Annotated in this window: 24 protein-coding genes; 15 read left to right on the forward strand and 9 right to left on the reverse strand. The window is 67.0% G+C overall.

The genetic code is table 11. From position 1 onward, the window contains the following. Positions 1–53: 53 nt before the first annotated feature. Positions 54–1463, forward strand: a complete 1410-nt coding sequence (locus IC40_RS0106950; protein WP_030134017.1) for a serine hydrolase domain-containing protein — start codon at positions 54–56, stop codon at positions 1461–1463. Positions 1464–1539: 76 nt separating this feature from the next. Beyond that, the gene (locus IC40_RS0106955) at positions 1540–1752 is read left to right on the forward strand and encodes a hypothetical protein (protein ID WP_019514243.1); all 213 of its coding nucleotides are present in this window, start codon (positions 1540–1542) and stop codon (positions 1750–1752) included. A gap of 110 nt (positions 1753–1862) precedes the next feature. Here the strand turns inward: IC40_RS0106955 and IC40_RS0106960 are convergent, their stop codons facing one another. The 3 genes from IC40_RS0106960 to IC40_RS26800 form a co-directional block, all read right to left on the reverse strand. Beyond that, positions 1863–4055: an MMPL family transporter gene (locus IC40_RS0106960; RefSeq protein WP_030134018.1), complete on the reverse strand. Its 2193-nt coding sequence runs from the start codon at positions 4053–4055 to the stop codon at positions 1863–1865. Between the two features lie 80 nt (positions 4056–4135). Then, positions 4136–5773 (reverse strand): cation:proton antiporter domain-containing protein, encoded by a 1638-nt coding sequence (locus IC40_RS0106965; protein WP_030134019.1) that lies wholly within the window; start codon positions 5771–5773, stop codon positions 4136–4138. 82 nt (positions 5774–5855) lie between these two features. Beyond that, positions 5856–6431: a TetR family transcriptional regulator gene (locus tag IC40_RS26800; RefSeq protein WP_051644283.1), complete on the reverse strand. Its 576-nt coding sequence runs from the start codon at positions 6429–6431 to the stop codon at positions 5856–5858. 114 nt (positions 6432–6545) lie between these two features. On the opposite strand from IC40_RS26800, the gene IC40_RS0106975 reads away from it, so the two are divergent. Together IC40_RS0106975 and IC40_RS0106980 are read left to right on the forward strand one after the other, a co-directional pair. Continuing rightward, positions 6546–7982, forward strand: a complete 1437-nt coding sequence (locus IC40_RS0106975; protein WP_234411553.1) for an MFS transporter — start codon at positions 6546–6548, stop codon at positions 7980–7982. 71 nt (positions 7983–8053) lie between these two features. Continuing rightward, the gene (locus tag IC40_RS0106980; RefSeq protein WP_081843347.1) at positions 8054–8305 is read left to right on the forward strand and encodes a hypothetical protein; all 252 of its coding nucleotides are present in this window, start codon (positions 8054–8056) and stop codon (positions 8303–8305) included. Between the two features lie 174 nt (positions 8306–8479). Here the strand turns inward: IC40_RS0106980 and IC40_RS0106985 are convergent, their stop codons facing one another. Next, positions 8480–8857, reverse strand: a complete 378-nt coding sequence (locus tag IC40_RS0106985) for a heme-binding protein (protein ID WP_019514250.1) — start codon at positions 8855–8857, stop codon at positions 8480–8482. Between the two features lie 458 nt (positions 8858–9315). Here IC40_RS0106985 and IC40_RS26805 point away from each other — a divergent pair, with 458 nt between their 5' ends. Both IC40_RS26805 and ilvA read left to right on the forward strand, forming a co-directional pair. Next, positions 9316–11775, forward strand: coding sequence for a hypothetical protein (locus IC40_RS26805; RefSeq protein ID WP_051644284.1), 2460 nt, complete (start codon positions 9316–9318; stop codon positions 11773–11775). Positions 11776–11789: 14 nt separating this feature from the next. After that, entirely contained in the window at positions 11790–13010 is a 1221-nt protein-coding gene (gene ilvA / locus IC40_RS0106995) for a threonine ammonia-lyase (RefSeq protein ID WP_162179259.1), read from the forward strand. 2 nt (positions 13011–13012) lie between these two features. Here ilvA and IC40_RS0107000 read toward each other — a convergent pair whose 3' ends face one another. Together IC40_RS0107000 and IC40_RS0107005 are read right to left on the reverse strand one after the other, a co-directional pair. Beyond that, positions 13013–14038 (reverse strand): fused (3R)-hydroxyacyl-ACP dehydratase subunits HadA/HadB, encoded by a 1026-nt coding sequence (locus IC40_RS0107000; protein ID WP_030134024.1) that lies wholly within the window; start codon positions 14036–14038, stop codon positions 13013–13015. Between the two features lie 122 nt (positions 14039–14160). Then, entirely contained in the window at positions 14161–14622 is a 462-nt protein-coding gene (locus IC40_RS0107005; RefSeq protein WP_030134025.1) for a GNAT family N-acetyltransferase, read from the reverse strand. Between the two features lie 70 nt (positions 14623–14692). On the opposite strand from IC40_RS0107005, the gene IC40_RS0107010 reads away from it, so the two are divergent. Continuing rightward, positions 14693–14896 (forward strand): zinc-ribbon domain-containing protein, encoded by a 204-nt coding sequence (locus IC40_RS0107010; protein WP_030134026.1) that lies wholly within the window; start codon positions 14693–14695, stop codon positions 14894–14896. Then, complete coding sequence (gene abc-f, locus IC40_RS0107015) at positions 14893–16536, forward strand: ribosomal protection-like ABC-F family protein (RefSeq protein WP_030134027.1); 1644 nt, start codon at positions 14893–14895, stop codon at positions 16534–16536. The genes IC40_RS0107010 and abc-f overlap by 4 nt, the downstream gene beginning before the upstream one ends. A 27-nt stretch (positions 16537–16563) precedes the next feature. Here abc-f and IC40_RS0107020 read toward each other — a convergent pair whose 3' ends face one another. Then, entirely contained in the window at positions 16564–17679 is a 1116-nt protein-coding gene (locus IC40_RS0107020; RefSeq protein ID WP_081843348.1) for a cellulase family glycosylhydrolase, read from the reverse strand. A gap of 524 nt (positions 17680–18203) precedes the next feature. Between IC40_RS0107020 and IC40_RS0107025 the strand changes: the two genes are divergently transcribed. The 3 genes from IC40_RS0107025 (at position 18204) to IC40_RS0107035 (ending at position 20282) form a co-directional block, all read left to right on the forward strand. Beyond that, positions 18204–18788, forward strand: a complete 585-nt coding sequence (locus IC40_RS0107025) for a sigma-70 family RNA polymerase sigma factor (protein ID WP_042509600.1) — start codon at positions 18204–18206, stop codon at positions 18786–18788. Between the two features lie 128 nt (positions 18789–18916). Beyond that, the gene (locus IC40_RS27780) at positions 18917–19066 is read left to right on the forward strand and encodes a hypothetical protein (protein WP_157837304.1); all 150 of its coding nucleotides are present in this window, start codon (positions 18917–18919) and stop codon (positions 19064–19066) included. A 220-nt stretch (positions 19067–19286) separates the two neighbouring features. Next, a complete protein-coding gene (locus IC40_RS0107035; protein ID WP_030134030.1) occupies positions 19287–20282 on the forward strand; it encodes a glycoside hydrolase family 6 protein in 996 nt (331 codons plus the stop codon). An 18-nt stretch (positions 20283–20300) separates the two neighbouring features. Here IC40_RS0107035 and IC40_RS0107040 read toward each other — a convergent pair whose 3' ends face one another. Further along, on the reverse strand, positions 20301–20729 hold the full coding sequence (locus IC40_RS0107040; RefSeq protein WP_030134031.1) for a pyridoxamine 5'-phosphate oxidase family protein: 429 nt from the start codon (positions 20727–20729) through the stop codon (positions 20301–20303). After that, positions 20717–21550: an NAD(P)H-binding protein gene (locus tag IC40_RS0107045; protein WP_030134032.1), complete on the reverse strand. Its 834-nt coding sequence runs from the start codon at positions 21548–21550 to the stop codon at positions 20717–20719. Before IC40_RS0107045 ends, IC40_RS0107040 begins: the two co-directional genes overlap by 13 nt. Positions 21551–21641: 91 nt before the next feature. On the opposite strand from IC40_RS0107045, the gene IC40_RS0107050 reads away from it, so the two are divergent. From IC40_RS0107050 to IC40_RS0107065, 4 genes are read left to right on the forward strand one after another with little or no spacing between them, the layout of a single operon-like run. Beyond that, the gene (locus IC40_RS0107050; protein WP_030134033.1) at positions 21642–22580 is read left to right on the forward strand and encodes an AraC family transcriptional regulator; all 939 of its coding nucleotides are present in this window, start codon (positions 21642–21644) and stop codon (positions 22578–22580) included. A 57-nt stretch (positions 22581–22637) separates the two neighbouring features. Next, on the forward strand, positions 22638–23441 hold the full coding sequence (locus IC40_RS0107055; RefSeq protein WP_030134034.1) for a cutinase family protein: 804 nt from the start codon (positions 22638–22640) through the stop codon (positions 23439–23441). A gap of 60 nt (positions 23442–23501) precedes the next feature. Next, the gene (locus IC40_RS0107060; RefSeq protein WP_030134035.1) at positions 23502–25025 is read left to right on the forward strand and encodes a serine/threonine-protein kinase; all 1524 of its coding nucleotides are present in this window, start codon (positions 23502–23504) and stop codon (positions 25023–25025) included. A 59-nt stretch (positions 25026–25084) separates the two neighbouring features. Beyond that, on the forward strand, positions 25085–26287 hold the full coding sequence (locus IC40_RS0107065) for a DUF7373 family lipoprotein (RefSeq protein WP_036469533.1): 1203 nt from the start codon (positions 25085–25087) through the stop codon (positions 26285–26287). Positions 26288–26367: the final 80 nt, after the last annotated feature.

The following is a 26367-nucleotide window of genomic DNA, read 5'->3' on the forward strand; positions in this document are numbered from 1 at the left end:
CGAGGGGTCGTCGACTCTGCGTCAACCGTTTCCCGACAGGTCGTGGTCCACCGATGACGAACCGTGTCCGGCTCTGCCGCGTGATGGGCGCCATCGGAATCGTGTCCGCCATCGCGGCAGTTACCGCCTGTGGCCAGCAGGATCACCCCCGGCCGGCCTACGCTCCCTCATCGGCCCCGTCGACCACCGGTTCGGCTGCGCCCACCGCGCCACCTGCACCTATCGCGCCCGCCGCCTTCGCCGCGCTGAGCAGGGCCGTCGACGATTCGATCGCCGCGCACCGATTGCCTGGAGCGGTGATCCAGATCGGACACGGCGGCACCGTGGTCTTCCGCAGCGCCTTCGGCGTCCGCAAGCTGGCCGGCGAACCGGGTCTGGACGGGGCGCCGGGTCCCGCGGAGCCGATGACCATCGACACTCTTTTCGATCTGGCCTCCCTGACGAAGAGCCTGGCCACCGCGACGGCGGTGATGCAACTGCACGAGCAGGGCAGGGTCGACCTCGACGAACCGGTGCAGACCTATCTGCCAGGGTTCAACCCGACGGGAGATCCGCGCCGCGCGCTGGTGACCGTGCGGATGCTGCTCACCCACTCCTCGGGTATCGCGGGAGACCTCAGCCTGGACGGCCCCTGGGGGCTGGCGAAACCGGACAAGGCAGAGGGCCTCCGCCGCGCGCAGGGTGCATGGGTGGTGGCCGTACCTGGTCAAGGATTCCACTATTCGGATATCGGTTTCATCCTGCTCGGCGCGATCGTGGAGAAGTTGACCGGCCGCGATATCGACGAGCAGGCCGCCGCTGCGGTGTTCGCACCGCTGGGCATGGCCGATACCCGCTATCTGCCGCTGGCGAAAGCCTGTGGGCCGCATGGTGTTCGCGGTGGCGCCGTGGTGCCGGAACCGGACGATCCGGGGGCAGATCGGTGTGCGCCGGGAACCTGGTCGACCGGCCTGCTGGGGCGTATCGCACCGACCTCACACGACGGGGACACCCCGGGACGCAATCCCGATTTCGGCCATCTGCTGCGCGGCACCGTCCACGACCCGACAGCCCGCCGGATGGGCGGCGCGACGGGCAGTGCCGGTGTCTTCACCACCGCCGGCGATATCGGCCGGTTCGCCCAAGCGTTGCTCGACCGGCTGGCCGGCCGTGAAAGTACGTTCCCGCTGTCACGGGCGTCGGCGGAACTCATGACCCGTGGCCAGGAGCTGCCCGACGGAAATGTGCGCGCCCTCGGCTGGGATGTCGACACCGCGCATTCCGCACCGCGCGGGTCGCTGCTGCCCGTCGGCAGTTTCGGCCATACCGGCTTCACGGGTACCTCGTTGTGGATCGATCCCGGCTCGGACACCTACATCGTCGTGCTCGCCAACGTCATCCACCAGCCGGGCGGTCCGCCCATCGGATCCCTCGCCGGCCAGGTCGCCACCGAGGCAGCACGTGCTCTACATCTCTATGGCTGACGGCGGGAATCAAATCGACTGCGGGTGCTGTTGAAGCGGATATCGGAACAGCAGTCACAAGAAAGAGGCGAGACCGATGAAGAAGATCGGATTGGCGGGCATGATCGCCGGAGCATTCACCGCAGCGGTCGTCGGACTGGCAGGTCCCGCACAGGCGCAGGCACCCCTGGACATGGTGCCGCAGACCGACGGTATCTACTACCCGGACAACAACGACTACTACCCGTGGTTCAACCAGCTGTACCCGACGGTCAAGGTGCCCCAGGTCGACACCTCCGTTCGGCACTGACACTCAACACAGCACATACAGCGAGGGCGCCCGCAATGCGGGCGCCCTCGCTGCGTTGTAGCCCAACGGCGTTGTGCCTGAACGGCTTTGTGTCTGGACGGCTTGGGACGTCAGGCGGTGGGTACCGGCGTCCGGTGCTCGGCCTCCAGTTTGGTGCCCTCGATATCGAGATCGGGAACGTACCTGTCGAACCATCGTGAGTGTGCCCACATCCGGTCGCCCAGGATGGCCATCACGGCGGGGATGAGCGTCAACCGCACCACGAACGCATCCAGGAACACCCCGACGGCCAGCGTCAGGCCGACGGATTTGATGATCGGGTCGTTGCCCGCGACGAACGCGATGAACACGCCGAACATGATCAGGGCGGCCGCGGTCACTACCCGCGCCGACAGGCCGAGCCCGCTGCGCACCGCATCGATGGCTTCCCCGGTCCGGCCGACCTCCTCCTTTATCCGGGACACCACGAAAACCTCGTAGTCGCTGGACAAACCGAAGATGATCGCCAGCACGATGATGGGCAGGAAGCTGATGGTCTCTCCGGGCGTGATGCCGAGCAAGCTTGCGCCCCAACCCCATTGGAATACAGCCACCTGGACGCCCATGGCCGCGAAGACCGAGAGCAGGAATCCGACGATCGAGGTCAGCGGCACCAGCGCTGCGCGGAACGCGATTGTCAGCAGGATGAATGCCAGACCGACGACGACCACGACGAAGATCGGCAATGCGGACGCCAGTTTGTCGGAGGTGTCGATATTGGATGCGGTGTTGCCTCCGACCAAGAACGTCGCGCCGGTGCCCGTCTGGATGGCATCACGATCGGCCCGGATCTTCTTGACGAGATCCGCGGTGGCGGTGTCGTTGGGGCCGGTCTCGGGAATCACCTGGATGAGCGCTGTGCGCTGGTCACCGCCGGCCGGGGCAGCGGCCACCACGCCTGGCTCGCGATCGATGTTGGCCGCGATGGTCTGCGCGGCGTTCGGGTCGGTGGCCCGCGAGATATCGGCAACCACCAGCAGCGGGCCGTTGAAACCTGGGCCGAGGTGCTCGGCGGTCAGACCGTAGGCCTGGCGGGAGGTGTTGGACTCCGGCTGAGACGCCCCGCTGGGCAGACCGAGATGCATTCCCAGCGCGGGCAACCCGATGATGATCAGCACCGCCGATCCGGCGATCAGCAGTGGCGCTCGGAAGCGCACCACGAATCGGGCCCAGGCGGCACCCAGGGTGCGCTGTGGCGTGTACGCCGCGACCTGGGCCACTTCCTTGGGCCGCCCCGGCTGCAGCGGCGGCTCGATGAACTTGGCCACCTTGCCGCCGGCGAATCCGAACAGGGCGGGCAGCAGGGTCAGCGCGATCAGCATGGCGATGAACACCGAAACCGCCGCCGCCACACCCATGTAGGTGAGGAACGGTATGCCGACGACCCCCAGACCGCACAGCGCGATCACCACGGTCAACGCGGCGAAGACGACGGATCCGCCCGCCGTGCCTGCCGCCAGGGCGGCAGCCTCCTCGCGGGGTCTGAGCAGCAGCAGGTTGGTGCGGTATCGGTTCAGGATGAACAACGCGTAGTCGATGCCGCAGGACAGCCCGAGCATCAGCGCCAGCGACAGTGCGGCCGTGGGCATGTCGACGACGGCCGCGGAGATGAAGATGCCCAGCGCACCGATACCGACACCCACTGCGGCGGTCAGGATCGGCAGACCTGCGGCGACGACGGACCCGAATGTGATGAGCAGGACCAGGAACGCCACGCTGATACCGATGATCTCGGGAAGATGCGGGACGGCGACCTTGTAACCGGGGAAGACCGCACCGGAGTACTCCACCTGCAGGCCCGCGTCCTCGGCAGGTTTCATGGCGTCTTCGAGGGCAGTGAGCGCGGAATCGCTCACCTCGCCGATGGGGGCGCGCCATGCCACGGTGCCGAGCGCGACGCGACCGTCCGGGGAGACCTGGCCGGTCTGGCCCGGACCCGCCGCCACGGCGATGTCCGGTATCGAGCCGAGCCCCGCCATTGCCCGTTCGATCGCCGGGCCGAGGCCCGGATCGGAGACCACCCGTCCCTCCGGAGCGGCGAAGGTGATCTGCGTCTGTGCACCGCTGTATGCAGGGAGCCTCGTCTGCAGCTGTTCGACGGCGCGCTGGGATTCGGTGCCGGGGATGGTGAAGTTGTCGCTGGGCTCCCCGCGGAATCCGACGAATGCGGCCGCCACGCCGATCAGGACGACCAACCAGGCACCGAGCACGAGCCGGCGGCGACGGAAGCTGAAACCGCCCACCGCGAACAGGAATCGGGACATGGCGCCTCGTGTTCCCGATTGGAGCTCAGCTCATGCAGACAATTTGTGTGATCTGTATCTTCCGCCCCTGAACTGGTGCTTCAGCGCGGTTTGGGCTCTTCGGCGGTCTCCGGCTCTGGCGTGAGCTCCGGATCGACGGTGGTCGGAACGGGGCCACCACCCACCTGATCGGCCAGCTCCAGTCCGGCACCGGCATATACGTTGAAGGCGATCTCGACACCCTGCTCCTTGGCCCACGCCACCTCGTCGTCGTAGCGCGCCACCGCGGCGACGGTGCCGCTGAAACCCGATTCGCGTAGACAGTCCAGGGCGGTCACGTTGGCACCGTGCCGAGGCATGGCCAGTATCGCGATGCGGGCCGATTCGGAATGCCGTAGCCGGTGCCAGAAATCCAAGTCGGTGGCATCACCCTCGACGACCCGCAGCCCGTCCTCCGCGAGCCGCTGGATGCGGCGTCCGTCATAGTCGACACCGACAACCCGCAAACCGTAGTGATCGGTGAGGCGTTGATATGCGGCGAACCCGACGCGGCCCATGCCGATCACGACGACCTCGGCGTCGCCGGCATCGACGGGCCGCTCCTCGGGCTGCAGTTTCTGTTCGTCCTGGGCGGGTAGCCGGGCGGCGATCTTCTCCACCATGAGGTGCCCGCGACCGTTCACCAACGCCGAGACCACGAAGCTCAGCGCCACCGCGATCGACATCTCGACCAGCCAGGCGGGTGCCAGCATGCCTGCCGAGACGCCGACCGAGACCACGATCAGCCCGAACTCGGAGTAGTTCATCAGGCTCAGCCCCGCCAGCAGCGAGGTGCGGTGCCGCAGCCGCATCAGCGACAGCAGGACGACGTACCACCCGGCCTTGAACGGCAGCAGCAGCACCATGAGCACCGCGACGCCAATGGTCGGGAGGTCGGGCAGTCCGGTCAGCCCGATCGACACGAAGAAGCCGACCAGCAGCAGCTCCTTGATGTGGAACAGCGAACGGGCCAGCTCCGAGGATGCCGAATGCGATGCCAGCAGGACTCCGATGATCAACGCGCCGAGGTCACCCTTGAGGCCGACGGCCGAGAACAGCGCGTAGCCGGGGACGAAGGCCATCACGATGCCGAACAGCGATTGCATCTCGCCGTGTCCGAGCCTGGTCCAGACCTTGCGCAGCACCCGGGTCAGCGGCCACAGTCCGACCAGTGCCAACGCCCACGGGCTGGGTAGGTGGCCACTGGTCGCGGTCAGGAACACCACCGCGACGATGTCCTGCATGACCAGGATGCCGATCGCGACGCGACCGTACAGCGCGTGCGATTCACCGCGCTCCTCCAGCACCTTCACCACGAAGACGGTGCTGGAAAAGGACAGCGCGAAGGCCAGCAGCGCAATGGTCTGCACACTCTGCCCGGTCAGCATGGACATCCCGGCCACCGCCGCCAGCCACAGTGCGGCACCACCGAACACGACGCTGATCAGCATGTGCACCGATGTCGTCAGCCACACCTCGCGCCGGAGCAGGATCCGCACGTCGAGTTTGAGCCCGATGGCGAACAGCAGCAGGGTGACGCCCAGGTCGGCCAGGATCTCCAACTGCGGGATGTGCTCGACATCGAGGGCATTGATGACGAAACCGGCGGCCAGGAATCCGACCAGCGGGGGCAATCGGAACGCCATGGCGAGTCCGCCGAGCCCGAATGTCACGACGAGGTAGATGGCAACAGTCGTCATGGGCGGCTCGGGTCCTCCGGAACGCTCGTCGGGGTGTGGCGAGCCCTCAGTATCGCGGCAACGGCCGCAGATCTCTCACCGGTTACGGTGCCGAACCGAGGTGGGCGAACACGGTGGCGACGGATTCGGCCATGGTGCGCGCCTTACCTGCCGCCCACCGGCGCCAAGCGAGGTCGAGGCAGGCCAGGGCCGCGACGATGACCGGTCGGGCGGCCTCGGGCGTGTCGATGCGGGCGGCCAGCACCGGGGTGAGGGCGTCTTCATAAGCGAACCGGCGCTGCGCCATCCGGGTCCGCAGTGACACGGTGGCGTTGATCATCTGCACGCGCGAGCGTTCCAGTTCGGAGTGCTCGTCGATATGGGTCAGCGCGCCGACGAAGGCCCGCTGCATCAACTGCCATGGTGTCTCGCCGGTCCGGGGTGGCAGATCCCGCAGAGCCGCGACGTAGTCGATCGAGGACGCCTCGATGGCCGCGAGGACGGCGTCCTCCTTGGAACCGAAATAGCGGAAAAACGTGGCTCGGGAGATGCCGACCTCGCCGGCGGCCTCTTCGACCGTCACCGCATCGAATCCCCGCCGGGCGAACAATTCGCTCATCGCCTGCGCGATCTCGGTGCGCAGGGCTAGACGTGCGCGCTCCCGTACTCCGGCGGCCATGGGGCAAGACTAACGCAACTGATGCGGAATATCAGAAGAGGAACTGCAGCTTCAATTTGATACTCAGTCTCACGCGACGGTAGCGTGACTCGGGCCAGGCGAGGGAGGACATTGATGACAGTCGATACCCGGGCAATGGTGGATACCCCGCCCGATCCGGCGGTGCCCGACGTGCGCAGCGGCCGGGTTGTCGGGGCGCTGGCCTTTGCCGGGATGACGGCGGCCTTCACCCAGACCATCCTCATCCCGATCCAGGGTGAGCTCCCGCAGCTGCTCGACGCGTCCAGCGGCCAGACCGCGTGGGTCATCACCATCACCCTGTTGGTCGCCGCCATCTGCACACCGATCTCCGGGAAGCTCGGCGACATGTACGGCAAGCGCCGGATCGCGCTGAGCCTGCTCGGTGTCCTCATGTTCGGTTCCGTCGTCGCTGCGCTGTCCTCGACGGTGGTCCCGCTGATCGTCGGCAGGGGACTCCAGGGTGTCGGCATGGGTGTCATCCCGCTCGGTATCGCCATCCTGCGCGATACCCTCACCGCCGACCGGCTCGGCTCGGGCATCGCCCTGGTCAGTGCCACGCTCGGTGTCGGTGGCGCGCTCGGGCTGCCGATCAGCGCGTTCGTCACCGAGCACTTCGACTGGCATGTGTTGTTCTGGCTCGCCGCCGGGCTCGGCGCGATCGCCTTCTCCCTGATGTGGACTCTGGTGCCCGCGAGCGGAATTCGAGCAGGCGGCCGCGTCGACGGGATCGGCATTCTCGGGCTGGCGATCGGATTGTCCGGTGTGCTGCTTGCCATTTCGCAGGGCAACCAATGGGGATGGACATCTCCGCTGACCGTGGGGTCCATGGTCGGCGGTCTGATCGTCCTGCTGATCTGGGGTTGGCTGGAGCTGCGCGTCCGGGAGCCGTTGGTAGATCTGCGGGTCAGTGCCCGCGCCCCGGTCCTGCTGACCAATCTGGCCTCGATCGCCATGGGCTTTGCGCTGTTCTCATCGCAGATCGCCTTTCCCCAACTCCTCGAGCTGCCGGTCGAAGCGGGCGGCTTGGGGATGCCGCTGCTGCAGGCCAGCCTGTATCTGATGCCGGCAGGTCTGGCGATGCTGGCGATGTCCCCGATCTCCGGTCGACTGATCGCGCTGTGGGGACCCAAGCCGCTGCTGATCGCCGGCGCGGCGATCATGGGCTCCGGTTATGTGGTGGCGGTGCTCGCCGACCTGCATGCCACCCACATCCTCGTCATCAACATCCTCATCGGGATCGGGATCGGGCTCGGCTATGCCGCGATGCCGACACTGATCATGCGCGCGGTCCCGGCATCGGAAACCGGTGCGGCCAATGGGCTCAACACGTTGATGCGTTCGCTCGGGACGGCCACCGCCGCCGCGGTGATCGCCGCGGTGCTCACCCGCTCCGCGGTGGCGGTGCAGGGTGTGCCGGTTCCCAGCGCCACGGGATTTCACGCGGCCTTCCTTTTCGGCCTCGGTGCCGCCGTGCTGTGCACGGTGATCGCGGTATTCATTCCGCGGTCCCGGCCGCTCACCGATGAATGAACCTTGTTGTACACAGCCCCGGTTCCTGCCGATTCGCTGTACGCTTTCATCTATCCGATGAAAGGACCCTTGTGATCACGTCACGTTTGACCGTTGCTGCCCTGCTCGCCGGCGCAGGTGCTGTCGGCGCAATCATGGCCGCCCCGCTGGCATCTGCCGAGCCCAGTTGCACGCAGGCCGGCAGCATCGTCTCCGGATCCAGCACCGTGTGCCAGACGCCTGGCAACGCTCAGATCACCAGCTCACCGGGCGAACTGGGTGAGACCCAGTGGGGCATGTGGCCCTGGGGCTACGGCGGCTACGGGGGCATCGGGATTCTCTGAGCCCAGTTTTCGGCAAGCGCCGGCATCCGCGTCATGCGGGTGTCGGCGCTTGCTTTTTGAGTGGGTGGGCCTCCACCGAAACGCCGAAACCCGGATGGCGCGTAAGGCGCTCATCCGGGTTTCGGCGTTCAGTGCCCCGTCGGGCGGTGCACTATGACGGAGATCCGCTGTGGGTCAGAGGATGTCGACGTCCCCGTCGCTGTCGACATCGCCGCAACGAAGGCGGACGTCCTGCAACGGCTTACGGATGTTCTTCAGCTCCGCGCCGATCTGCGGGTTGGCGTTGAAGTAGTCGTTGACCTTCTGCTCGATCTGGTCGTGCGGCAGACCGTGCAGGCTGGTGAAGAATTCGTTCACCTGCGGACGGGTGAACAGATAGGCCGACGTCGCAGCCGACACACCGGATTGCACGCCCGCCAGGTCGGCTGCCGTGCAGTTCGGCGGTGGGACGGGCTCGGCGAATGCCGACGGGGCGGCACCGAGCAGCGCCGCGCCGGTGACCGCGCCGGCTCCCAAGATTCCGACTACCGCACGACGGGCATTGAGCAACATTGATCGGCTCCTTTATAGATCCGTGGTCGGGACGTGACGACGCGCCAGTGTGGTGCTGACCTTCACAGCTAATCAGATTTTCGGTGCAGTTTCTCGACTTGGGGCCACTCCGGTGTCCGTCGTGGGCAGGGACTGCGGCGGTAGACGTGCGGGCGGGAAGACGGGAACACTGCCGGCGCCGCGACCAATTTGACGTACATGACTATTTGCTGACGGATGACGATGGGCCCGATTGCTCAGGATATTCACAGCGAGGGCATTGCCTGATCGTTGCGAAATCAATATTTGTTGGTCATAACGCTACTTCGGTATCGGAATCACCCCTACAGTCTGGGAGGCCGAACAACGCCTGGTACATCAAGTTCGGTCGACGGCATCGCGGGATCGCGGGCGCAGGGGAGCCGCGCGCGATCTCGACTGACACGGGGGCATGGAACAGAGCGTTGGAGAGAACTTCTATGTGTGCAGCCCCGGCCCGTCACCGCGTCACCCGAAGCGACCAGTCGACCTGGCAGGCCAGCAGGCTCCTGGAGTCCGGTGATGACTCGGGCCAGGCGCGCCACGCCCGCAAGACGACGTCTGCTTATGCACTGCATATCGGGCGCGTCGGCGCGCTAGCGGTGTCCCTCGGTGTCGGCTTCGCCATCGCCGGGACCGCCCAGCCCGCATATGCCGACACCGGTACCGAGTCGCCGTCGCGGTCCGACAGCGGCAGTGACTCGGCCTCGAACGACTCGAAGAACGCCCCGGCCGCCGGCCCGGTGTCCGGGTCCGGCCTCGATTCGGACCGCGACACCGACTCTGCGCACACACCGACCGGCGGTGCTTCGGCAGGGCAGGCCGGCGACAAGGACGATGCCGGGGCCGCTGACGACGACGCCGCGATCGATCCCGGCCGTGTCGACACCGAGATCGACGACACCGAGATCGACGACACCGATGAACCCACCGACGAACCCGCAGAGGTCATCGTCGATCCCGCCGAACCGGTAGACACCAACGACACCGAGAACGATCCCGGCCGCAAGTCGCGGTCGCCGGTCGCATCGGTCGAGCCGGCATCGGTCGTCACGACACCCTCGGGGCACACCGACACAGCTGCCGATGCCGAAGAGTCGATTCCGGAGTCCGAGGCCCAGGAGTCCGTACCGGCCCCGCTCGAGCAAGAGCCGACCGAGCAGGGCCCGGGCACCACGGTGGCCCCGGCGCCATCGGTGCGGGATTCCGCCGTGTCCGGTGGCGCCGATACACCCAAGATGTACGCGGCCACCGCCACGGCCAACGAGTCGGCGAACCCGCTGTCACCATTGGATGTCCTCGTGAACACGATGATGGCCTGGGTTGCGCGGCAGATCAGCCACACCTTCGTCAACCGGACGCCGGTGGCCGGGCCGATCGTCTACGAACAGAACGTCCTCGGCCAGGTCTACATCGATCTCAATGCCACCGACCCCAACGGTGACATCTTGACCTACGACATCATCCAGCCCGAGAAGGGCTGGGTGTACCGCGACCTCATCAGCGGGAAGTTCGTCTACACCCCGTACGCACTGGTGACCGGGCAACCGCTGGTGGACAGCTTCAAGATCGTCGTGCGCGACGATTCCGAGCACCTGCCCGGTGTCCTCGGCCAGATTCAGACCCTCGTCGAGCAGGTCACCCGGTTCCTCGGAATCGCCGAGGCCGACAACCTGACGGTCACCGTGCCGGTCACCGTCGATCCGGTCTATCAGGCACCACCGTTGGTGACCCCGATCGTGGGCGGGGGCTACAAACTCGGTGAAGAGCCCACCCATATCGTCTCGACGGTCGACATCGTCGACGGTGATTCGACCAGTCTCAAGCGGGTCGTCATCAAGATCGCCACATTGGCGCAATCCGGTGACACCCTTTCCTATACGGCCCCCACCGACAGCCCCATCCTCGGAACCTGGGATCCCGACACCTTGACCCTGACGCTGGAGGGCACGGGGACCCTCGCCGAGTACGAGGCGGCGATCAAGGCGGTGAAGTTCTCGGCGACCGAGGGCGCGCTGCTGGTGCGTGGTCTGACGATATCGGCCACCGACTCCGACGATATCCCCAACATCGCACCGGGTTTCGTGACCGTGGCGGTGTGGCCGGCGTCCGCCCTTCCGCCGCTGGTGACTCCGATTGCCGGTGGTGGTTTCACCATCGGTGGTAATCCGTCGAAGATCGTGTCGGCGGTGGACATCGTCGATGGTGATTCGGGCAGGTTGTCCAAGGTCGTGGTGAAGATCGCGACGCTGGGTCAAAGCGGTGATGTGTTGGGTTATGTTGCGCCGTCGGGTAATCCGGTGACTGCGACATGGGATGCGAACGCCCGGACGTTGACCTTGGTCGGTGAGGGGACGCTGGCTCAGTACGAGGAGGCGCTCAAGGCCGTGACGTTCAGTGCCACCCAGGGTGCGGCGCTGGTGCGTGGTCTGACGATCTCGGCGACCGACGAGCACGGCATCGAGAACATCGCCCCGGGGTTCGTGACCGTCGGCGTGTCCTCGCCGACTCGGTTGGTACCACTGGTCACCCCGATCGGCGGTCGGTCCTACACCATCGGTAACGCACCGGTGAATCCCGTCGCGGCGGTCTCCATCGTCGACGGCGACTCCAGCCACTTGCAGCGGGTTACCGTGCGAGTCACGACGTTCGGCAAGGACGGGGACACCCTGACGTACGCGGGACTGCCGGACAACCCGGTGACCGCGACCTACGACGCCGCGAGCAGGACGCTGACCCTGTCGGGTATTGCGACCAAACAGCAGTACGAAGATGCCCTCAAGGCGGTCACCTTCACTGCCACTCAGGGAGCGTGGACGACCCGCACGATCCTGATCGTCGCGACCGATACCGACGGGGTGAACAGCGCGGCAGGATCGTTGACCTTGTCGGTCTGGTAGCCAACGATGGGGTGGTGGACCCGGCGCTGGTAACTCTCGAGCAGATCACCGCGGCAGCCGAGCTGCTGGCCCCGGTGGTCCGGGAGACCCCGGTCATCGCATCGCGGGTGTTGTCCGACCGCACCGGCCAGCAGGTGTGGCTGAAGTGCGAGAACCTGCAACGCACCGGCTCCTTCAAGCCGCGTGGCGCCTACAACCGCATCGCCAATCTCGATCGTGAGCAACGCGCACGCGGTGTGGTGGCGGCCAGCGCGGGCAACCACGCGCAAGGGGTGGCCTGGGCGGCAACGGAGTTGGGCATCGAGTCGACGGTGTTCATGCCCGAGAACGCCGCGCTGCCGAAAGTGGTCGCCACCAAGGCCTACGGTGGTCGGGTCCATTTGGTCGGGGCAACCCTGGCCGATGCTCTCGACGCGGCGGCCGAGTTCGCCGCCGAGACCGGGGCGGTGCTTATCCACCCCTTCGACCACCTCGACATCATCGCGGGACAGGCCAGCGTGGGGCTGGAGATACTGCGCCAGATACCCGATGTTTCGACGATTCTGGTACCGACCGGCGGTGGTGGCCTGGTGGCCGGCATTGCTGCGGCAATGCACCATCTGGCCCCGCGGGTACGTGTCATCGGCGTGCAGGCCGCCGGTGCGGCGGCCTGGCCGGTATCGCTGGGGCGCGGTGAACCGGTTCGGATGCAGTCGATGTCGACGATGGCCGACGGGATCGCGGTTCCGCTACCGGGGCAGGTGCCTTTCACCCATGTGCGTGAGCTCGTCGACTCGGTGGTGACGGTGTCCGAAGAGGCGCTGTCGGGAGCGCTGCTGCTGTGCCTCGAGCGCGCCAAACTGCTGGTCGAACCGGCCGGAGCCGCCGCGGTCGCCGCGCTGATGACCAGCACATCGCAGGTCCGCGGACCGGTGTGCGCCGTGCTCTCCGGCGGCAACATCGATCCGCTGGTCCTGACCCATGTGATGAACCACGGGCTGCGGGCCGCCGGCCGGTATCTGGTCGTCAAGGCGGTGATCCCCGATCGGCCGGGCGGTCTGAGCGGATTGCTCGGTGTCGTCAGCGCCAGTGGAGCCAGCGTGCTCGATGTCGTCCACCGCCGGACGGCGCCGACGTTGGGGCTCGACGAGGTGGAGGTGATGCTGACCGTGGAGACCCGGGGCAGCGCCCATCGAGAGGCCGTGCTTGCCGCGCTCGCCGAGGCCGGCGTGCGGGCCGGCGTCGACGAGCACTGAACTCAGCTGAACCGGGCGTTGAGCGTCGCCAAACCGAAGATCTTGCGTCCGCCGGACTTTGCCCCGAGCAGCAGCACGCCGCTGCGGGTCTCGGGGTCCAGTGATTTGATCTTCCCGGTGAACTCGATCTCGGTGCCCGTAGCGGGCACGATCGCGGGCTGGGAGAGTCGCACCGCGTAACGGGTCGCCGCGCCCGGGTCGCCGGACCATGCCGAACCGAAGCTGTTGCCCAAGCCCATGGTGAGCATGCCGTGCGCCAGCACATCGTCCTGACCGGCAAGTCTGGCGATGTTCTCATCCCAGTGCAGTGGGTTGGCATCACCGGCCACGCCGGCGTAGTTGACCAGGTCACCTCGGGAGAGTCGCGCCTGCTGTGTCGGTAACACGTCGCCGACAGCCACATCGGCGAATGACCGGGACGTGAGAGTCCGCGAGCTGCCGTCGGCGATGGTCACGGTGCCCTCCGGGCGCACCGATTTTTCATACGGTGCCCCGGAGTCCTCGGCGCCGAGCATGTTGATGCCGTGCATCATCACGCCCTGAACTGCCGGCCGGATCGCCGGGTCGACCTCCTCGGCGCCGATACCCATGACGGTGGTGTGCAGGGTGTGTACCACCTCGCCCGCGGTGTCGGTGAAGGTATTGGTGACGGTGATCAGGTCACGGCCCGCGACGTGGCGCACCGACGTCAATTCGACATCGATGGTCAGCTCGTCACCCTCGACGATCGGGCGGTGCTGCTCGAAGACCTCCTCGGTCTGCAGATACATGTCGTAGCCGACGACGATCTGCTCGAACATGCGCTGGTTGCAGGCCATGGCGGGAGCCGATGTGAAGGTCATCGGTGCGACCAGACCGGGGTAGCCGAGTGCGCGGGCCGCGTCCAGGTCCCAGTGCGCCGGGTGCTTGTCCTGCACCGCGCGGGCGAACTCGCGGATCTTCTCCCGACCCACCAGATAGGTACCGTCCATCTGGTAGTAATGGCCGACTCGTTCTTGGAGTGCCGACGCTTCTGCTGCTGCGGTCATGTGGGGCTCGCATCTTCTATCTGCAAATTTGCCGAAGTTGTCTCCAGCACCCTAACGCGGAACGGCCGTGGCTCCGGAATCCGGGGATCGACGAGGCGAGCTCACCGCCCCGGGTGTCCCGGCTATCCCGACTCCGTGCGGGGCAGGGCCTTGCTGAAGAACACCCGGTCGAATCCGTCGTCGATGCGACGATCGACCTCGGTATAGCCCAGACGCGGGTACAGGGTCAGGTTCTCGGTCATCGCCGCGTTGGTGTAGAGCCGCAGCGCCGGCAGGCCACGGCGCCGCGCCTGCTGCTCGGCGTACTCGAGCAATCGTCGTCCGAATCCACGCCCGTGGTGGCGCGGATCGACGGCGACATTGTCGACCAGCAGGTGATCGGTCGCGGGGATCGCGACCAGTACCCCGGCGACGGCGTCGTCGTCGGTCAGGACGTGGGTGTGCGGCAGCAGCGCGCGGTAGTCGGCGGTCATCGGAGCGGGTGCTCGGCCGATGCGCGCGATATAGGGACGGTAGGCGAGCGCGACGATCTGCTCGACGGCGGCGATATCGTCGGCCGTCGCCGCGCGGATCGAGCTGCTCATGGTGAGCGAATCTAGTGGTGGCGTTCTGGTGGTGGCGGTGTGGACGATGCGATCTCTCTAGGCTGGAGCCGTGCTCTTCATCTTCGGCTTCGGCACCAAACAGAAGCTGCTCGGCGAGGCCGGCGTCCGGACCTGCCCGCGCTGTCACAACACCACGGCATGGTCGCGGGTACGCCGGTACCGGCAATTCACGCTGTTCTTCGTCCCGATCGCGCGCTGGGGGCGCACGCAGTTCGAGGTCTGCGGCATCTGCGGCGCGAGTGTGCCCGCATGACCGCCACCCTCGTGGTCAAGGACGTGGCCGGCGGGTACGCGCACCGGACGTTGTTCGAGAACGTGAACGTGACGGTGAGTCCGGGCGATGTGCTCGGTGTCGTCGGGGCCAACGGTGCGGGCAAGAGCACCCTGATGCGGATCCTCGCAGGAGAGCTGTCGCCATTGGACGGCATGGTCAGCCGTGCCCCCGCCGACGCGTTCATCGGCTGGCTACCGCAGGAGCATGAACGTGTCGCCGGTGAGAGCGTCGCGGCCTATATCGCGCGGCGGACCGGATGCGCGGCCGCTACGGCCGCCATGGAGGCTGCGGCGGAGAAATTGTCGGAATCCGATGCCGCCGCCGATGCCTACGGCACGGCGCTGGATCACTGGCTGGCCACCGGTGCGGCCGACCTGGAGGAGCGGCTGCCGGTGGTCTTGGCGGATCTGGCACTGGACGTCGAACCGGATTCCACACTCATGACGGCTCTTTCGGGTGGCCAGGCGGCCCGGGTCGGATTGGCGGCCTTGATGCTGTCCCGGTTCGACATCGTCCTGCTCGATGAGCCCACCAACGATCTCGATCTCGACGGTCTGGAACGACTCGAACAGTTCGTGCGGGATCTGCGTGGCGGGGTCGTGCTGGTCAGCCACGACCGGGAGTTCCTGACGCGCACGGTGACTCGCGTGCTGGAACTCGATATCGCGCAGAACCAGACCACGGTCTACGGCGGTGGTTATCAGAGCTATCTCGAAGAGCGCGCGGTTGCGCGCAGGCATCGCCGCGAAGAGTACGAGGAATTCGCCGACCGGAAAGCCGATCTGGTGGCGCGGGCGCGGACGCAGCGAGAGTGGTCGAGCCAGGGTGTGCGTAACGCGATGCGCAAAGCTCCGGACAACGACAAGAATCGCCGCCGGGCGCAGACGGAATCCAGTGAGAAGCAGGCGCAGAAGGTCCGGCAGATGGAGAGCCGGATCGCCCGTCTGGAAGAGGTCGAGGAGCCGCGCAAGGAGTGGTCGCTGCAGTTCAGTATCGGTGCCGCACCGCGTTCCAGCTCGGTGGTCGCGACGCTGGACGATGCTGCTGTGCGGCAGGGCGATTTCCTGTTCGGTCCGGTATCGCTACAGGTCAGCGCGGGCGATCGGATCGGCATCACCGGCCCCAACGGCGCGGGAAAGTCGACCCTGTTGCGGTTGCTGCTCGGTCGCCGAGCACCCGACAGCGGAAGGTCGAGCATGGGTGTGAGCGTGGCGATCGGTGAGATCGACCAGGCCCGAACCGAATTCAGCGGCCCCGGGCGCTTGGTCGACCGTTTCGAGGAGCACGTGCCGGACTGGCCCACCGCGGATGTGCGCACGCTGTTGGCCAAGTTCGGCCTGCGGGCCGACCATGTCGAGCGTGAGGTGGATGATCTCTCCCCGGGGGAGCGGACGCGTGCCGGGATGGCGCTGCTCCAGGCACGCGGCACCAACGTGCTGGTGCTCGACGAACCGACGAACCATCTGGACCTGCCCGCCATCGAGCAGCTGGAGCAGGCGCTCGACGGTTATGACGGGACGTTACTGTTGGTCACCCACGACAGGCGCATGTTGCAGAACGTCCGCCTGGATCGGCACTGGACGGTCCGCGACGGGCAGGTCAGTGAGGTGACGCCGTGACAACCGATCGGTTCCGTTCGGATCGGATCAGCCCCCGCTGAGCTGCTGCAGCACGGATCCGCCGCTGTGCTCGGCGATCCAGTCGTGGATCGCCGAGACCGCGGGTTTGGCCACCCAGTTGGTGTCGTAGATGCCCCACGGCGTCTCGTTCGGACGGTCCGACAGCGAGTAGATGAACATCGGCCCGACGCCGGGCAATTGGGACCACGTGTTGGCGAAATCGATGATCCAGGCCGCCTGCGTTGCCGCGTCCACCGCCGAGGTCGGCACACCGTATTCGGTGGTCCAGATCAGCTTGTCGGTGTCACCGGCTTGGTCCATCAACTGCCGCATCGACAGGTATTGCCGATACGGGGTATTCGCGTACGGCATCCCGGCGGAGAAGCTGCTGGAGAAGTTGTACGGGTGGAAGGACAACGCGTCGAAGTAGCCGCGTGCGCCATTGGCATACATCTGGGTGAGGTAGTCGACCGGATTGATGGTCCACGTCCCGAAGCTGAGCCCCGCGCCGAGGACACCGCCGACGATCAGTGCGCCGGGCTCGACGGCCTTGATCGCGGAATAGGCCGTTTTGAGCAGATTCGTGTAACCGGCGACATTGGGTTCCGGTGACCAACCGATGTTCGCATTGGGCTCATTCCAGATCTCGTAGGCCGCGATCCGGGGCCGGGCGCTGCCCGCGCCGTAACGCATCGCCACCTGCGTCATGAAGGATGCGTAATCGGCGGGGTCGCGCGGGGCGGCATTCGGCAGCCAGAATCCGTTGTCAGCGGCCCAGATCGGGGTACTCGTCACCGCGCCGACCACTGCGATTCCCTTGTCGGCCGCAGCGTCGAGAATGCGATCGGATATCGTCCAGTTATAGGTGCCCCGTGACGGCTCCATGGCTCGCCATGGCAGGAAGATCCGGATCTGGGTGACTCCCATGACCTCGAAAGACGCTATTGCAGTGGATAATTCGTCCGGTGACATGAAGTAGAGATTCGATTCCGCGATACCGAGCGCGCGTGCCGAGGCGTCGACCCGCGGCGGTGCCGCGGCATGTGAGATGGGTATCTGAACCGAGGTTGCACACAGCACAGCCGCGATGAATGCGACGATTCGTGCTCGTCGTGTGGCGCGGCGGAATGATGGAGACAGCATGACGGCCTCTCTGGCAGTCCGGAGCGGAACAAGCTGTGACGGCCATCAATGTAAGCGGCGCAACAGCATTCCCGCAGTGCAGGTTGTGGACCGGATGTTCGGCCACCGGTCGCCACCGCGGCCCGAGCCCCGAGGGGGACCAGCAAAACCGCACGTGATCACTCGGGTGGACGACTGTCGGCCAGAGATGGCGTGGTCAGGTGCGGTGGCGAGGCTCGTTCCAGCTAGTTTCGATCGCAACTACCTTCGTGGGCGTCGAATTGTCCGATATGTCAAAATGTGCCCACGGCTTCGGGGGTAAACTCGGGCGGGGTTCTCGGCGTGCGCTCAAGGCGCCTCGGATACGGCGAATTACGTTGTCGACGTTGCAGATAACGTCATGCAACCGTGACCGCGCTGTTGGTTTACCGAGACCGTTCGCCGTCCGGAGTGACCGGTCGGTGCGGTCGAACGGTACCGCTAGCGGGTATCGACGACTACCGGTGGCCGTCGTCGGCCTTTGGCGTCAGCGGTGCAGACGTGGAATGCGGCTGCGCGACACGATTGCACGCATCACCAGCTGTGACCGCCAAGGAGCCCCCATGGATGCCGCCCTCGCCGACGCTTTCGACCACGATGTGCGCGAGCATCTGGATGTGTTGCGCCGCGGCGCGTTCCGCCTGACGCGCAACCGCGCCGATGCCGAGGAGCTGCTGCAGGAGACGTTGTTGAAGGCGTTCGCCGGTTTCGAGGCGTTCGAGCCTGGCACGAATATGCGGGCTTGGTTGTTTCGGATCATGACCAACACCCATATCGGCAACTACCGCAAAAGCGTGCGGCGCCCGGAGTTTCTCTGCGATGACGTCTCCGCGGTGAGCGCGGCGCGCCGGATGAGATCTGCAGAGGCCGAGGTGCTGGAGACCATGCCCGACGACGCGGTGGCTTCGGCGCTTGCCGCGTTGCCCGAGCAGTTCCGCGAGGTGCTCTGCTACGCGGCCATCGACGGTTACTCCTGTCGAGAGATCGCCGAAATGATGCACACACCCATGGGAACGGTGCTCTCGCGTCTGCATCGCGGACGTACTCTGCTGCGCGCGGCGCTGGCCGTGCCGGCGGCGGTGGCCGCCTGAACGTCGCCCGCGGCACTTGTCGGTGGTCGAGTGTATGTTCGGTTAACGACGGCGGCGGCGGGGGTGATGGCGGCGATGGCGGGCTGCGGGCCGCCCTCGATGCGTCCACTGATTGCGACCTCGGTGCGTTGTCACGTGATGAGTGGGTCGCGCTGATCGACGAGTTCTCCGATGAGCAGGTCCTCGTGCAGTTCCGCAGAATCACCGAGGACGCCGACTTCTGGCACTGGGCCACCGCCGACCACGAGCACGGCAGCACCGGGCTCCGCGGACCGTGACGACGCTGCGCGGCGGGCTCCCGCTGCAACCCGTGGTGCTGCTGTGACTACCCGCAAATTGACGTTGATGTGTTGCTGGCCGGCGCAGTGCGGCCGTGGAGTGGCACGTGGCTTCGCGCGGGGCCGACAACCACGAGTTTGCCATGGCGCGAAATGGCCCGTGACCAGGGCGTGAGCGATTGGCCTTCAACACCGAGCCGCACTAACTTTTGTGGATGTGATGTCCTCTGCTGCTGGCACCGTCGCGCGGTGGCTTGCCCCCTTCTTCGCCATCGCCGCCTTCGTCGCCGTCGGCCTCCCGGTGGTCTCCGTACCGCAGGTGCGGTTGGCCAGCGAGGCGAACCCATTGGCCGGCAGGCCCTTCTATGTCGATCCCATCTCCAAGGCAATGCGGGCCGCGCAGGCGTCGCCGGGGAACCCGCAGCTCGACTATGTGGCCAATACCCCGCAGGCCTATTGGCTGGACCAAGCCTTCCCCGCATCGACGGTGTCGGCAACGGTCAGCAAGCTCGTGGGTGCCGCTCAAGGCGCCGGAGCGACACCGGTGCTCGCGATCTACGCGCTGCCGCACCGTGACTGCTACAGCTTCGCCGCCGGCGGGTTCGGCTCCGGGGACGGCTACCGCCAGTGGATCGACGCCATCTCAGCGGGGCTCGGCGGTGCGCCGGCCGCCATCATCCTGGAGCCGGACGCGCTGGCGATGGCGGACTGCCTGTCCGGCGACCAGCGCCAGGAGCGGTTCGACCTCATCCGGTACGCGGTGGACACCTTGACCCGCGATCCCGCGGCCGCTGTCTACATCGATGCCGGACACTCCCGGTGGGTCGACGCGGGCGAGATGGCCAACCGGCTCAACCAGGTCGGCATCGAGCGTGCGCGTGGGTTCAGCCTGAACACCACGAACTACTTCACCACCGAGGAACAGATCGGCTACGGCGAGGCCATCTCCGGGATGACCAACGGTGCCCATTACGTCATCGACACCTCCCGCAACGGGAACGGACCGGCGCCGGACAGCCCGCTGAGTTGGTGCAACCCGCCGGGGCGCGCGCTGGGCGTCCCGCCGACGACCGCGACCGCCAACCCGAAGATCGACGCCTACCTGTGGGTCAAACGGGTCGGGGAATCCGACGGTTCGTGTGATCGCGGTGAGCCCAGCGCCGGAACCTTCGTCAACCAGTACGCCATCGACCTGGCCCGCAACGCCGGAAAGTAGCGTCGTGACGGTCGCCCGCTAGCCCATCGCGTACCGGGTGATCGTGTCCGGGTGGATGACCAGCCGCAACAGCTCGACCGACTGCATCGCCGCCAGTTCCTGGGCCCGGATCGGATCCTGCAGATCCCAGTAGCGGACCGCCAGCCTCGCCGCCAGCTCGGCCGCCCCGTCGGTGTGGATGTCCACCCTGCCTGCGACCGACACCCAGTGCTCCCGTTCGCCGACCGGCGCGGTGACCACGAGCGAGGCGCGGGCGTCCCGCCGCAACCGGCGCACCTTGACCGAGCGGGCCTCGGTGAACAGACCGATCGTGCCGTCGTCGGCGTACTCGTACCAGACCGGGCGTGGCTGTGCGGGATCGGGACCGCCTGCGACAGTGAGGAATCCGTACAGTGGCCTACGTAGCAGGGCGATGTCTGCTGCGGTGAGGGCGCTCACCGGTCCCACGCTCCCGCCGCGGCCGCACGGGTCACGTAATCGGTGAAACCGCGTGGTTCTCGTCCGAGGACCGCGGCGACCTCGCCGGTGGTGCCTGCGATCCCGCCGTCGGCCATCAGCGTGAACATGGCCGCCACGTGCTCGGCGTCCTGTTCGTCGGCGCCGGACTCGACGAGGGCGGCGATGTACTCCTCGGCGGTCACCTGCTTGTACGCGATCGGCAGACCCGTTGCCCGCGAGATCAATTCGGTGGCAGCGGCGAAGGTCACCGGTTCCGGACCGCTCAGCTCGTAGACCTTGCCGGCATGCCCCGGTTCGGTCAATACCCGCGCCGCGACGTCGGCGACATCATCGACGTCGATGAACGGTTCGGGTACATCACCGGCGGGTAGCACCAGCTCTCCCGCCTGCAGTGGTGCCCGGAACAGGTCCTCGTCGAAATTCTGCGCGAAGTTGTTGGGCCGCAAGATGGTCCATTCCAGTGTCGAGTTCCGCGCGGCGGCCTCGGCGGACCGCATATCCAGCCCGAAGGTGGACTCGCCCCACTGGTCGGCGCCGCGACCGGACAGTACCGTCACCCGGCGCACCCCGGCCGCCTCCGCGCGGGCCAGGAAGTCGGCCGCCGGTCCGGGCCATGGCGGTGCGACCAGATAGATCGCACCCACGCCGGCCAATGCGTCGTCCCAGGTATCCGGGGCCGACCAGTCAAAGCGGGTGCCCCTGGATCGCGAGGCGGCCCGTACCGGCACACCCATCAGTCGCAACCGCGGCAGGAGACGGCGCCCGGTTTTGCCGGTGGCGCCGAGTACGAGGATGGTGTCGTTGCTCATGAGTGACAGTCAACCGTGCAGGCGTGGACGATTCCATGGTTGAAAAGCCAGATTTCATGTCCAAACCTCTATGCAGCCTATGCTGGTCGGCATGGACGCCTTCGGAGACCTGTTCCGCGGGGTGCGCGCCAACGGCTCACTCTTCGGTGGGTCCACCCTGCAGCCACCGTGGAATCTGCATTTCGTCGACGGTGCACCGCTGACCCTGTGCACGGTGCTGACGGGAGGCGGCTGGATCGTCACCCAGGGCGGGGCGACCGAACCCCTGCGGGCCGGCGACACCGTCATCGTCCGTGGCCCGCAGACCTTCACCTTCGTCGACGACCTCGACAGCGCCGCGGACCCCGTCGAGTGCGGCACCGAATGCGCCGTGCCCGAATGCGGCGGCACCCGATATCGATTGGGCTGGAGTGATTTCGTCGACCGCGGCATCGACGCCACCACCGCGATCGTCGGCGCGTACCCGGTGCGTGGCGAGATCAGCCGACGACTTCTCGACGAACTGCCCGACGTGCTGCGGGTGCCGGGTGGCGGCGAGGGTGACGCTGTGCTCGAGCACTTGGCCGCCGAGGTTGCCATCGATGCGCCCGGCCAGCAGGTGGTGCTGGACCGGCTGCTGGACTGGATGCTGGTGTGCACCCTGCGGGCGTGGTTCGACCGTCCCGGCGGGCAGCCGCCGGCCTGGTGGGCGGCCCAGCGTGACCCGGTGGTCGGTGATGCCTTGCGGCTGATCCACGACGACCCGGCGGCACCGTGGACGGTGGCAGCCCTGGCCGAACGCGCCGGGGTGGCTCGTTCGACACTGGCCAAGCGGTTCGCCGACCTGGTCGGCGAACCACCGTCGAGCTACCTCACGACGTGGCGGATGACCCTGGCCGCCGACCTGTTGATCGAGAACCGGGCCACCGTGGCGGAGATCGCGCGCACGGTCGGCTACTCCGATCCGTTCGGGTTCAGTTCGGCGTTCAAGAGGGTCCGGGGTGTCAGCCCCACCGAGTTCCGTCGGGCGATGGTGCACCTACCGGCGTGAGCAGGGTCTCGTGCGATACCGGTAACGCCGGCCCGCCCCGGCACCGATAGAACCCATGTGATCCTCCGACTTGGGGCGGCCGCGCTGATGGCCGCGACGGCGCTGGCCGCAGCGCCCACCGCCAACGCCGAGCCGGCCTGCGCCGACGTGCACTGGATCGGCGCCGCCGGTTCCGGTCAACGCGACGGCGCCCAGCTGGTGTCCAACGCCGGTATGGGTGATGTGGTGTACGCCTCCTACCAGCAGCTCAGCAATGCGCTGGCGGCCGGCGGCCGCACCATGACCGCCGAAGCGGTGCAGTACCCGGCTGCGCCCGTACCGCTAGCCGGTGGGCTCGGCGGCTGGATGAACTTCATGGACAGTGTCGAAGACGGCACCGACGCGACCGCAGAGCAACTCGAGGCCTATACGGCCCGGTGCCCGCAGTCGAAGGTGGTGCTGGCCGGCTACTCCCAGGGCGCCATGGTGGTCCACCGCAATCTGCATGATCTCGCCGACAATCCGCAGGTCGTCGCGGCGCTGCTGGTGGCCGACGGTGACAGGCTGCCCGCCGACACCACCATCAACCTCGGCTCGGCGGCCGCGGTGCCGGGCCCCGGCAAGGGCGTCGCGCAGGAGCATTCCTTCTTGGCCTCCACCGACACCTCTCCGCTGGACCCGCGGATGGGCGCCCGCACCGTGAGCGTGTGCGATGTGGGCGACCCGGTATGTGACTACAACCCCGACCTCGAGGAGATCCCCGCCTCCTCGATCGCCATCCACACCGCCTACGAACCGGCGACCAGCGGCCCGCACGCCTGGGGTCTGCCGCTGTATCAGCTGGTGATGAACTCCGTGAGCGCCTCCGCACCGTCGCTGTAGTTAGGGATCGCTGCGCGGCGGGAAACCCGTCGGCGACCTCCGAAACGAAAAGGACGACATGTGGGCACCGTGAAGGGCGGCTCTCGGCTGGGCACCCGGTTCGGACTCTACGAGCTGCAATCCGTGCTCGGCGTGGGTGGCATGGGCGAGGTGTACCGCGCCTACGACACCGTCCGCGACCGGATGGTGGCGATCAAGCTGCTGCGCGCCGACCTTGCGACCGACCCCAGCTTCCGGGATCGGTTCCGCCGGGAATCCCGGTTGGCCGCGCGGTTGCACTCGCCGCACATCATCCCCGTGCACGACTTCGGTGAGATCGACGGTGTGCTGTACATCGACATGCGCCTGGTGGAAGGCCCCAGCCTCAAGGACATCCTGCGGGGCCAGGGTGCGCTCGCGCCGCGCCGCGCGACGTCGATCATCGCGCAGGTGGCCACGGCGCTGGACGCCGCACACGCTGCGAACCTGGTGCACCGTGATGTCAAACCCGAGAACATCCTGCTGACCACAGAGGATTTCGCCTACCTGGTCGACTTCGGCATCGCGCACGGCGGGGGAGAACCGTCGGTGACCTCGACAGGGCTTGTCGTCGGTTCCAGCGCCTACCTGGCACCCGAGCGTTTCAGCGGTGATCGCGGTGCGCCGGCGGCCGATGTCTACTCGCTCGCCTGCGTGCTCTACGAGAGCCTCACGGGTCTGGAACCGTACGCCGCCGACGATGTCCGGCAGGTGTGGGCCGCACACATGTTCTCCGCACCGCCGCGGCCGAGCATCATGCGCCGTGGGGTCAGCCGGGCGTTCGATGACGTGATCGCCCGCGGGATGGCCAAGGACCCGAACCGGCGCTACCCGACGGCGGGTGAGTTGGCCAGGGCGGCCGTGCGGGTCGTCGACGACGCGCGATCGGCGGTGCCCGGATCAGCCGGCCCGCCGGCGGTGCCCCATCTCGCCGGCTCGCCGGCGGTGCCCGGATCAGCCGGCTCGCCGGCGGGAACCCAGCGATACTCCGCGGTGTACCCGACGCCGCATCCCTCGGTGGTGACACCGCTGCCGCCGCGCACCCGGCGCCGCATATCCACCCGGTGGATGGTGGCGCTGGCAACCATCGGATTGTTCGCCATCGCAGCGGCTTTGGCATCGGCACTGGTACTCGGCGGTGACGACACGCCGTCATCGAGATCGCCACTGGCCGCGCCGGCACAGTCATCGGAACCGACAGGGCCGTCGCAGGCGGGCCGGTCGACAGCCGCCGTCGACGGGGTATCCGGAACGGACTCACGAGGTTTCGTCGGGCATTCGGCCCGCTGCGACAGCTCCAGCTCGCCGGTCGCACTGATCCGGACCGCCCAGTCGCTGGCGATCATCTGCCAGACCACATCCGGCGACTTCTATTACCGCGGTGAACGCTTGCGGGACGGCGCCAACCTCGAGATACGCAACGCGCAGCGGTCCGGCCCCGGATTCGTCGCCGTCAATCCAGCCGACGGCGCCCGCTACGCGGTCATGCCCGACCTGTTGACCATCTCCAGCAACGGGCGGGTGGATTCCTCCGAAAGCGCACTGGAGTACGGTGCGGCGCAATGATTCGCCCCTAGCCAGGCACACGGGCCCGCACCCGGGGTTAGGGTCTGTGCGTGAAGAGGATGGGTGTGTTCCCCGCCGCAGTCGGCACCGCTGCGGTCATGGTGATCCTGACCGGATGCGCGTCTCCGCAGCCGCCGGCGCCGGGCGGTCCGGCGGCATCGACGCCGCAGACCTCGCTGCCCCCGATCGTCGGTGCGGCGCAGCTGGATGCTGGTAGGTATCCGACCGCGCCGCGTCCGCCGCTGGGCCGGGCCGGTGACCCGAAGCTGGGGGCGGTGGTCGACGCCCAGCGGCTGGCCGATCACGTCGTCGGTCCGTGGGAGGCCAACCGTGAGCTGATCTCCCCGTACCTGAGCACCTTCTACCTGCTGGATGCTCCCACCCAACTGTCCCAGTTCTCACCCGACAGTGTGGCGCAACGGGCGCAGGGGCACGGCTTCGTCAACGGTTTCGCCTCCGCGCGAGAGGCTCCCGACAAGGCCATCATGATCAACGCGGTCATGCGATTCCCGGATCCGGCCGCCGCACAGGCGGCCGCCACCGATATGAACAGCGCGACCGCCGAGCAGTCGGTGCGTGGTGCCACGCCGGTCCCGGCGACCATTCCCGGCCATCCCGAGACCCTGGCATTCACCTACCCGTTCACCCCGACCGGATCGGATCGGCCGTGGGCGGTCATCCGATCCTTCACCCCACACGGTCCCTTCGTGTTCATGCAACTCACCCAGTCCGCCGATGGTTTGGACGCGGCGGCGATGCTGGTGCAGAAGGTGGTCGAACTGCAAGGACCGCGGGTCGACAAGTTCGCTCCTGCCGATCCGGGTGCGCTCGCCGAGGTCGAGCTCGACCCCACCGGTCTGCTTGCCAAAACGCTTCCGGCGGAGTCCAATCCGAGTTCGACAAAGAATGCCGTGTACGACGAACGCGGCGCCATGCACTTCCAGACCAACCCGCTGGAATCGAAGACGCTGTTCTCCGACACCGGCGTCACCTCGGTCGCGATGGCCGCTGCGAGTGTGTATCAGGCCCGCAACCCGGGGTCGGCGTTGATGATCGTCAATGCGTTCAGCAAGGAGATCCTGAACCAGGGCGAGGCCGTCGAGCCGGTGCCGCAACTGCCGGAGAGCCACTGCGCCACCCGCGGGAAGTCGTTCTACTGTGTCGCGCTGGCCGGTGAGTACGCGGTCGAGGTGAACGGGGACGCGCTGCCCGATGTGCATCAGCGCACCGCGGCCCAGTACATCCTGCTGACAGCCGGTTGAGCCATCACGGCCAGGACTACGGGCTTTCCGTGATACGGATGACCCCATCGCGGTGCGAATCTCTTCTCAGCTGTCCATGC

The organism is Mycolicibacterium neoaurum ATCC 25795, from assembly GCF_000691525.1.
Classification (GTDB): Bacteria; Actinomycetota; Actinomycetes; order Mycobacteriales; family Mycobacteriaceae; genus Mycobacterium; species Mycobacterium neoaurum.

Coding starts and splice junctions, on each gene's coding strand:
- IC40_RS0106950 (WP_030134017.1), top strand. CDS start 54: ATGACGAACCGTGTCCGGCTCTGCCGCGTGATGGGCGCCATCGGAATC.
- IC40_RS0106955 (WP_019514243.1), top strand. CDS start 1,540: ATGAAGAAGATCGGATTGGCGGGCATGATCGCCGGAGCATTCACCGCA.
- IC40_RS0106960 (WP_030134018.1), bottom strand. CDS start 4,055: ATGTCCCGATTCCTGTTCGCGGTGGGCGGTTTCAGCTTCCGTCGCCGC.
- IC40_RS0106965 (WP_030134019.1), bottom strand. CDS start 5,773: ATGACGACTGTTGCCATCTACCTCGTCGTGACATTCGGGCTCGGCGGA.
- IC40_RS26800 (WP_051644283.1), bottom strand. CDS start 6,431: ATGGCCGCCGGAGTACGGGAGCGCGCACGTCTAGCCCTGCGCACCGAG.
- IC40_RS0106975 (WP_234411553.1), top strand. CDS start 6,546: ATGACAGTCGATACCCGGGCAATGGTGGATACCCCGCCCGATCCGGCG.
- IC40_RS0106985 (WP_019514250.1), bottom strand. CDS start 8,857: ATGTTGCTCAATGCCCGTCGTGCGGTAGTCGGAATCTTGGGAGCCGGC.
- IC40_RS26805 (WP_051644284.1), top strand. CDS start 9,316: ATGTGTGCAGCCCCGGCCCGTCACCGCGTCACCCGAAGCGACCAGTCG.
- IC40_RS0107000 (WP_030134024.1), bottom strand. CDS start 14,038: ATGACCGCAGCAGCAGAAGCGTCGGCACTCCAAGAACGAGTCGGCCAT.
- IC40_RS0107005 (WP_030134025.1), bottom strand. CDS start 14,622: ATGAGCAGCTCGATCCGCGCGGCGACGGCCGACGATATCGCCGCCGTC.
- abc-f (WP_030134027.1), top strand. CDS start 14,893: ATGACCGCCACCCTCGTGGTCAAGGACGTGGCCGGCGGGTACGCGCAC.
- IC40_RS0107020 (WP_081843348.1), bottom strand. CDS start 17,679: ATGCTGTCTCCATCATTCCGCCGCGCCACACGACGAGCACGAATCGTC.
- IC40_RS0107025 (WP_042509600.1), top strand. CDS start 18,204: ATGCGGCTGCGCGACACGATTGCACGCATCACCAGCTGTGACCGCCAA.
- IC40_RS0107035 (WP_030134030.1), top strand. CDS start 19,287: ATGTCCTCTGCTGCTGGCACCGTCGCGCGGTGGCTTGCCCCCTTCTTC.
- IC40_RS0107045 (WP_030134032.1), bottom strand. CDS start 21,550: ATGAGCAACGACACCATCCTCGTACTCGGCGCCACCGGCAAAACCGGG.
- IC40_RS0107050 (WP_030134033.1), top strand. CDS start 21,642: ATGGACGCCTTCGGAGACCTGTTCCGCGGGGTGCGCGCCAACGGCTCA.
- IC40_RS0107065 (WP_036469533.1), top strand. CDS start 25,085: ATGGGTGTGTTCCCCGCCGCAGTCGGCACCGCTGCGGTCATGGTGATC.